The following is a 7,284-nucleotide window of genomic DNA, read 5'->3' as shown; positions in this document are numbered from 1 at the left end:
TTAGATCTAATTGGCAAATAAAGCTTTTCTTGGTTTAAAACGCACGTATTTAATGCTATACATTTTCATTTCACTATTCGATTGAAAGCGTTGTAGTCACTGCCGGATGGTCACTGGGCCATATCCCCTTATATTTGAAATGCATGTCCGAGTCGATCGCTTTTAGATTTTTCCCTTTGTAATATATGTAATCAATCCGATAGGTCAGCCTTTCTGCTGTCATGGTAGGTGATGCATAGTTGATGTCAGGTCTTATCTCCCTGAAAGAATCGACAAAGTCAGCTTCCATCATCACTTTGCTAACAAGCCATTCTACGGTAAGTCCATTATGCCACTCCGCAGTTTCTCTAATCCAGTCTTTGTGTGAAGGACTGTTAAAATCACCACCGATAATGAATGGGACCTCGTTGGCTTTTTGGATATAGGGATCCAGGAGCCGTACAATTTCCTTGATCTCCTTATGACGGGTCTTACCTTCACCTTCGATCAACCTGGCAGCCGTAGCCTTAGGGTCACGGCTGTCTTTTCTCCAAGCCGGCAAGTAATGTATCCATAAGCTGGCTACGTTTATTTTTTGATCCGCGCTCAATTGAATCGTGGTTAAACCACACCTGAAAGCATCGTAGATCGACTTGGTTTCCAGTATAGGATATTTACTCATAACCGAAATGTTGGTGCTTGCCAAATAAAAATAGTAATCCAAAACATCGGCAATTAAAGCCCCCGAGCCATAGGTCTCCTGCATCATCACGATATCAGTTCCCGTATCTTTTATAAAATCAATAACCTGTCGAGGGCCAATCTCCCGACCGTGCCTGCGTCCGCCATGCCATATATTCCACGCCATCAGATTCAGCCTGCTCACCGATTGTTTTGCTGGTTGCGGTAATTTGGCGGCCGGAACAAAAAGCTTATATTTTTCAGCGACCTCTGCTGCATTTAAAACATAATCATATATACTGAACTCATCTAAAGCTCCTGCATATGCGGGTAACATTTTATCTGCTAATGCATCTGTAGCCAGGCTAACAGGCAAATTACTATTCATATCTTTGATGCCTCCGAGATTGTAGATAGCGACGTTTCTTCCATCAAAATACATCCGGGCCTCTTTTTGTCCACGGCTGATTGTAAAAACAATCTGGTGCCATGCCCCGTCATTGATTTGCTGACGCGGAGCGGTGGGTCTATAGTCTAATCTGTATTTTCCATCTCCTATATTCCATGCCCAACTTCCATCCGGCTGGCAAATGATGGCCCACCCTTTGTTGTTGCCACTGCTGCGACTGATTCCAAATTCATGGTTTGTGGTAAAATCTTTTATTTCACCGGCATTCCACGCTTTGTTAGCAGCTATTACCTGGTAATCTTGATGGATCGCCGTGGTTTGTACCCAAACCTCCACTGAAAAATCCAGGCTATCCCAAAGTCGAGACAGTGATTCTTCTCTGTCCAGCAGCACATAGGCAGGACTTCCTATTTTACCGGTAAAATATTTAGCCTGCCCGCTAATGCCTTCTTTAATAGAATCTTTTCCGTAAAATTTATGGTGAAAGACCGAATTAGCTATGTTTTTACTTTCCATATCAATGCTAACCAAGGGACCGTCCTGCTCCTGTTTTTCAAGAGAGAATGCCCTGCACGTAAAAGACATCATCGAACATAGTATAATCATTAAAAAAGATAAGTTTCCGGATTGGCAGTTATTCATTTGCTTTGAAATTCTATTGAGGTAATGGTAATTTTCTTTCAGTAATCGAAGGGAGCATGCTTTCTGCATTTGGAACACCAATTTCTTTCGGTGAGGGGGAAATGAAGCTTGTTTTTCGCCCTTCCAAATGCATGGTGCCAGCAGAGGGATCCAAAGTAAAAACCGTGTAAAGGGGATCTTTATAGGGGCAGGTTTTGCTCACAGCCGGATAGGCCTGTTCCACATGTGCACTAAAACGTTGGTATTCGAATTTACTTCCTACCCACTTGTAAGACATGCTGTTTATCTGTATGTAGGGTATGCCGCCTATTTCTTTTACATAATCCGTGTGATGATGACCGCTCAGACAAGCTATTACTTTCGTTTGTCCGGAAGCGTTCTTTTGTCCTTCCAATATTTTCCTGATTTCAGCATTGTTTGCTACCCCACCCTCCGGGGTTTCAAGGCTTTGATGGCTAAATACAATCGTAGGTTTGGATGTTTTTTCCAAATCCTTTTTCAACCACTCCTGTTGCCCCGAACCTATGTAGCGCGGATAGTAAGCGGTTCAGGGTTTTGCTCATTACCATCCAACACGATAAAGTGAAAATCACCCTGATCAAAAGCATAGTAACGCCTTTCCATTTGTCACCAATCCATGGTCTGTTCTTTTGTGAAGCCAAAGTCTTTCATGTCATGATTTCCCAAAACATGGTACCGCGGACCTTCAAACTCATTCCAGGCATCAAGAAACGGTTGGTTGCGTTTGCGTGGTAAAGCAAAATCCCCCATTTGTATAATGAAATCCGGCTTGCGTTTTTTCATATCATCTATAAAAAAACGCAACCTGGCATAACCATCGTGAATAATGTCCTGATGCACATCGGCCACCATACCGATTCTTAGCTTCCTGCGTGCTTTCAGGTGAAATCCTGAAACAGACCATGGAAATGACAGGGCTGCCCCCGTTTGCATTGTTTTTTTTATAAAACCTCTTCTTTTCATTGGTATATTTTATTTTAAAATCGTTTTGTTTGTTTCAGTCATTGCTTTAAGGAAAGAATGACCGAAAATCTATAGGATGGCCGATAGTTCTTTTGAAAATATCTATTTGCATGTAAGTAGCATTAGCCCGCTGTTTTAAAAGATTGCCTATTTTATTCTGCTGTTTCCGGCAATAGCTCCAACACACTCAACACTGGCCGATGGTCGGAAGCTACCCGCTCGTCAATCACCTGGGTTTCAAGCACCTTCCATCGATGGGCCGGTCTGAAAAGAATGTAGTCTATTTTAGCACGGGGCTTTGCTGCCGGTGCTGTGGGCGTGTTTTCAGAAAATGATTTTTCCCATTCCTTCAAAAGAATGCCCATCGTTTTACTCTCAGGCCTGGCATTTAAGTCTCCGGCCAGGATGGAAGGCTTTTCATCTTTCGCAAAAAACTCATTTAGTTCACCGGCCTGGGTGATCCTGTCTGTTTCTTCCCGGGTATGATCCAGATGGGTTCCTATGAATCTTATAGTATCTCCGCTTGGCAATGCCACATGGGCTTCCAACGCTGCCCGGGGCTCTTTTCCTTCTTGTGCACTTAGCGGATGATTTTTAGTACTCAAAAATGGATACTTAGACAATATCCCTTCTCCATATCCACCGCCATCATAAGGCATGGCTTGCCCAAAAAGTGGTGCGAGGCCTGTTCGTAAACCCAATGCTGTTGCTAAGTCCATATTTTTTGCCCTGTTCGTATAAAAATCCACCTCTTGCAGGGCTACGAGGTCGGGATTCACGGATTTAATTACTCCGGCAATCAAATCCAGGTCAAAATCACCCTTCATAGTTTCTCCATGATAAATGTTGAAGGTCAACACCCGAACTATCCTGGAAGAATCCACCGGTACTTGCGCCCAGGTATTAAAGCAAAGCAACGCTATAAGCAACAAGCATAATATTGCCCGAAAAAGTGTCTTCCTCATAGTAGTTATTGTAAGCAAATATTTTGATTTAGTCATATTTGGCACTTGGTATGTAATTTTCATGTATTCATCGTATGTGGTTGTTAGTCAGCTTCAATTTTATGTGACCAGGTTATTCCGTCGTTGGAAGCTCCATTGGTTCGAAATGTGCCATTTTCATTAATCCGGCAGCCTTTTTTACTAAATCAGGGCGTTCACCAGCCAGATTGAAATGCTCCCTTAAATCAGTTTCCAGGTCATAAAGCTCTATGGCCCCCTTGGTATCTTCCCTGAGCGCTTTCCACTTGCCAAAACGGACCGCCTGTCTCAGTTTTGTAGGATGTATTTTTTTGGTCATACCAACGCGGTCATACTGAGGGCGCTCCCAATACAGATAATTATGCTGCACTTGCCGGTCATTTTTGCCCAATAAAGTAGGGACAAAGGATATACCGTCTGTTTTTTCCGGTTTTTCAGTTTCAATTAATTCTGCAAATGTCGGCATGAAATCGGGAAAATACCCCATATGATTGTTAAGCGTGTTTGCCTTTATTTTGTCGGGCCACCTAACGATCATCGGTACTCTGATGCCACCTTCGTAATGCCATTCTTTCCCTTTTTTCAATAAACCATTGGCCTTAAAAAAGTAAGAGGGGGGATCTCCCCAGGTTTCCCTAAGTTGTCCTCCGTTGTCTGAGGTAAATACTATGATCGTATGGTCAGCCATTCCTGTTTCTTCTAGCACCGCCATCACCTTCCCCGTCCAATCATCGACTTGCGAGACCATACCGGCAAAGTTTGCCCTCGGTGTAGAGACCGGCACATGGTATCCGTTATCTTTTGAGTCGTACTCTTCCCAACCCTGCACACGGTATTTTTGCGCAAAGGTCTCATTGGGTAACATTTCTGTGTGAGGCAGGGAAAAAGAAAGGTAACAGAAAAAGGGTTTTCTGTTTTTGGCCTGCTTGCGGATGAAGTCGATGGCTTTTGAGGCAAACACATCATCTGTGTGTTCTCTTCTTTCATCGATATTCAGGCTGCTTAGCCCAAAAGAACGCCCTTCTGAATTTCGTACTGTATTGTTAAGTGACACTTTCTTTTGGTTGTGCCAGATGTAGGAAGAAAAGTGAAAGTGCCCATGCCCGTGCTCTAAAAGCCCCCAAAACTCATCGAAACCTCTGTCGTTGGGTTTTTGTCCATTTTTCCAACCTGCCTTGCCTCCTAAACCGTATTTGCCAAAATACCCTGTTCGATAACCGGCCTCCTTGAAAAGCTCTCCCATCGTTTTTAACTTTCCTACCGGCTCATAAACATGGGCCAGATGATTGTCACCGTTATCTCTATAGGGCACATGACCGCTATGAAGTCCCAGCATCAACGCGGCCCTGGAAGGACCACAAACACTTCCACCGGCATAGAACCGGGTAAAACGCATGCCCTCTGAAGCAAGCTTGTCAATATGTGGTGTTTTTATTCTTTCCTGGCCATATACGCCCAGATGATTATATCCTAAATCATCGGCCAGTATGAGGATTATATTAGGCCCCTGCTCTTCACGTAGCATACGCGTTGAGCTCATAATAGCTATTCCAACAATTACCAGAAGTTTTATCACCAATATCGATATTAATTTTAATTTAAACATGGTAAAGAAATTATTGTCAATCAATGGGTACAACAACCTTGGTTTTATCCCATCAGGTATCTTTTTAGCAGTTCGAGCTCCTGAAGTAATTTCAGGAATCTCTCATCTATCGTTTCTTTTAAAATATTTTTTCTTTTCAATAAAAATCAAAGCGTGTAAAATTGCCCTGCGCTAATGCGCAGGGCAAAAGATCAAATAACTAAATTATTAGTCAGCAATTTTACCATCCGGGATTCTGTGTAAGATTTGAATTCAAAGTAATCTCATCCAGGGGAATAGGCAACAGGTAGTCACGATTAGGGTCAAAAGCCAATCCCGAAGGAATTTGTGTTTGATGTGGGTCTATATATCCATCATTGTCCAAAAATACCGATACTCCTTCTTCAAGGCCCGGATAGTCGGATTGTACAAAAAATGCCCCTTTGAAACGCGCTCCAATAAAAGTCTCATGTGCTCTCCAGCGCATCAAATCATCAAACCGGTATCCTTCAGCCGCTAATTCAATCCTTCGCTCTCTTCTCACTTCATTGATAATAGGAGAAAGTGAAGGAAACTGCCAATCCGGGTCATTGAAGATGTTGTTAATGACCAGGCCGGGCATGCCTGCACGATCTCTTATAACATTAATGGTCATATCTACATCATTCTGTGTAATGGTTCCCATTTCAGCCTTTGCCTCAGCGTAGATAAGCAGCGCCTCGGCAAAACGAAAAATGGGAGAAGAGGTAGTGCCTACCCCTCCGGTATGAGACAGCTCACGATCAGTATTGGCTCCTTTCCTTATCATGTACCCTGTCGGACACCCGGCAGCACCACCGTCTTCAAGGGGGGCCCTTTCAAAAAATATATCGGGGGCCCCTCTGCCTGTCTGCATGAGTTGTCCCGGCAGCCACATGGTTTGACTCAAGCGAAGATCGCGATTGGCTGCCACCTCTGTTAAACTTTGATCGCCCTGATATAGCGGACTGGCAGCAATCGGAAGACCGTCAGTTAACAAATAGGAATCTACCAGCGCTTTGGTAAGTCCCCTGCCGCCACCAATTCTGGGTAAATACCGTTGTCCATTGTGTGTAACCCCCTCATTGAGATTGAACTGTCTCCACAACATTACTTCAGGATTAGCGGAGTAATCAGCCTGGTTGAATAGCATCGTATAATCTGTTGACGGATCACCGGTAGTATATATAGCGAAACCTCCCGGATCATCTATCAATGCTTTCGCTACATCGGCTGCTATTTGCAGGTACTGTGATCCATCTGACCCGCTTACACCATATGCTGTGCCGGCATGATATTTTTCCCATGTGCCTTCATAAAGCGCTACCCTTGCCTTTAACAAGCTCGCACATTCCCGGTTTAACCGATTCCCTCCCGAATTTCTTCCTGATACCAAATAGGCTATAGCATTATCCAAATCCGCCATAATATTATCAATCACGACATTTCTGGCCATTCTTTCACCCTGAAGCTCTTCTGAATCCGGCAAAAGCGATTTATCTAACCAGGGCACATCCCCATAATTTCTTACCAGGTTAAAGTGGGCCAAAGCCCTAAAGAAAAGTACTTCGCCTACATAATGCTTTATGTCATCGAATGCCGCTTCAACGTTTTCATAATTTTCCATAAAAATATTCATGGATCGAATGGCCCCAAAGTCCCAGTTGTTATTGCCGGTAGTGGGTATGTTATCTCCCAGGATAGTCTCACTCGTAGCCACATTATTATGAATAATGTTATCGCTATTATCATCCTCCCAATAAATGCCACCATTCCATTCCATCCTCCTGGCTGCCAACCCGGAAGGGAAAGGTAAAATTGGGTAGCGTATAACTCCAGGTCTTCCGGCGTTTTCCAAAAATTCTCAGCGCTGATATTATCTAAATCCGGCCGGTCCAAAAAATCATCCTCACAACCCATCGATACTGACAGTACAAGTGCTATGATTAATATTTTATACGTTTTCATTGTTTTACAAATTTAGCTCGTAAATATTATAGGGT

The 7,284-nt window shown here is 43.4% G+C and carries 7 protein-coding genes; 1 reads left to right on the top strand and 6 read right to left on the bottom strand.

What is annotated here, in order from left to right; genetic code table 11:
• Window positions 1–73 precede the first annotated feature (73 nt).
• The 5 genes from AC04NP_RS07595 to AC04NP_RS07575 form a co-directional block, all read right to left on the bottom strand.
• A complete protein-coding gene (locus AC04NP_RS07595) occupies window positions 74–1,675 on the bottom strand; it encodes an endonuclease/exonuclease/phosphatase family protein (RefSeq protein ID WP_482858920.1) in 1,602 nt (533 codons plus the stop codon).
• Between the two features lie 49 nt (window positions 1,676–1,724).
• Entirely contained in the window at window positions 1,725–2,213 is a 489-nt protein-coding gene (locus AC04NP_RS07590; RefSeq protein ID WP_482858919.1) for a metallophosphoesterase family protein, read from the bottom strand.
• A gap of 125 nt (window positions 2,214–2,338) precedes the next feature.
• Window positions 2,339–2,695, bottom strand: a complete 357-nt coding sequence (locus AC04NP_RS07585) for a metallophosphoesterase (protein ID WP_482858918.1) — start codon at window positions 2,693–2,695, stop codon at window positions 2,339–2,341.
• A gap of 152 nt (window positions 2,696–2,847) precedes the next feature.
• Window positions 2,848–3,660 (bottom strand): endonuclease/exonuclease/phosphatase family protein, encoded by an 813-nt coding sequence (locus AC04NP_RS07580; RefSeq protein ID WP_482858917.1) that lies wholly within the window; start codon window positions 3,658–3,660, stop codon window positions 2,848–2,850.
• A 112-nt stretch (window positions 3,661–3,772) separates the two neighbouring features.
• A complete protein-coding gene (locus AC04NP_RS07575) occupies window positions 3,773–5,284 on the bottom strand; it encodes an arylsulfatase (protein ID WP_482858916.1) in 1,512 nt (503 codons plus the stop codon).
• On the opposite strand from AC04NP_RS07575, the gene AC04NP_RS07570 reads away from it, so the two are divergent.
• Entirely contained in the window at window positions 5,283–5,459 is a 177-nt protein-coding gene (locus AC04NP_RS07570; protein ID WP_482858915.1) for a hypothetical protein, read from the top strand. The genes AC04NP_RS07575 and AC04NP_RS07570 overlap by 2 nt on opposite strands.
• A 45-nt stretch (window positions 5,460–5,504) precedes the next feature.
• Here the strand turns inward: AC04NP_RS07570 and AC04NP_RS07565 are convergent, their stop codons facing one another.
• Complete coding sequence (locus tag AC04NP_RS07565; RefSeq protein ID WP_482858914.1) at window positions 5,505–7,139, bottom strand: RagB/SusD family nutrient uptake outer membrane protein; 1,635 nt, start codon at window positions 7,137–7,139, stop codon at window positions 5,505–5,507.
• Window positions 7,140–7,284 lie beyond the last annotated feature (145 nt).

This window comes from Agaribacillus sp. DX54 (assembly GCF_056858335.1).
The sequence above is the reverse complement of the archived record's forward strand: the minus strand, read 5'-3'. Positions and strand labels throughout refer to the sequence as shown.

Excerpts from the sequence above, each read along its gene's own strand:
- AC04NP_RS07595 (WP_482858920.1), bottom strand. The coding sequence starts at position 1,675 with ATGATTATACTATGTTCGATGATGTCTTTTACGTGCAGGGCATTCTCT.
- AC04NP_RS07585 (WP_482858918.1), bottom strand. The coding sequence starts at position 2,695 with ATGAAAAGAAGAGGTTTTATAAAAAAAACAATGCAAACGGGGGCAGCC.
- AC04NP_RS07580 (WP_482858917.1), bottom strand. The coding sequence starts at position 3,660 with ATGAGGAAGACACTTTTTCGGGCAATATTATGCTTGTTGCTTATAGCG.
- AC04NP_RS07570 (WP_482858915.1), top strand. The coding sequence starts at position 5,283 with ATGGTAAAGAAATTATTGTCAATCAATGGGTACAACAACCTTGGTTTT.
- AC04NP_RS07575 (WP_482858916.1), bottom strand. The coding sequence starts at position 5,284 with ATGTTTAAATTAAAATTAATATCGATATTGGTGATAAAACTTCTGGTA.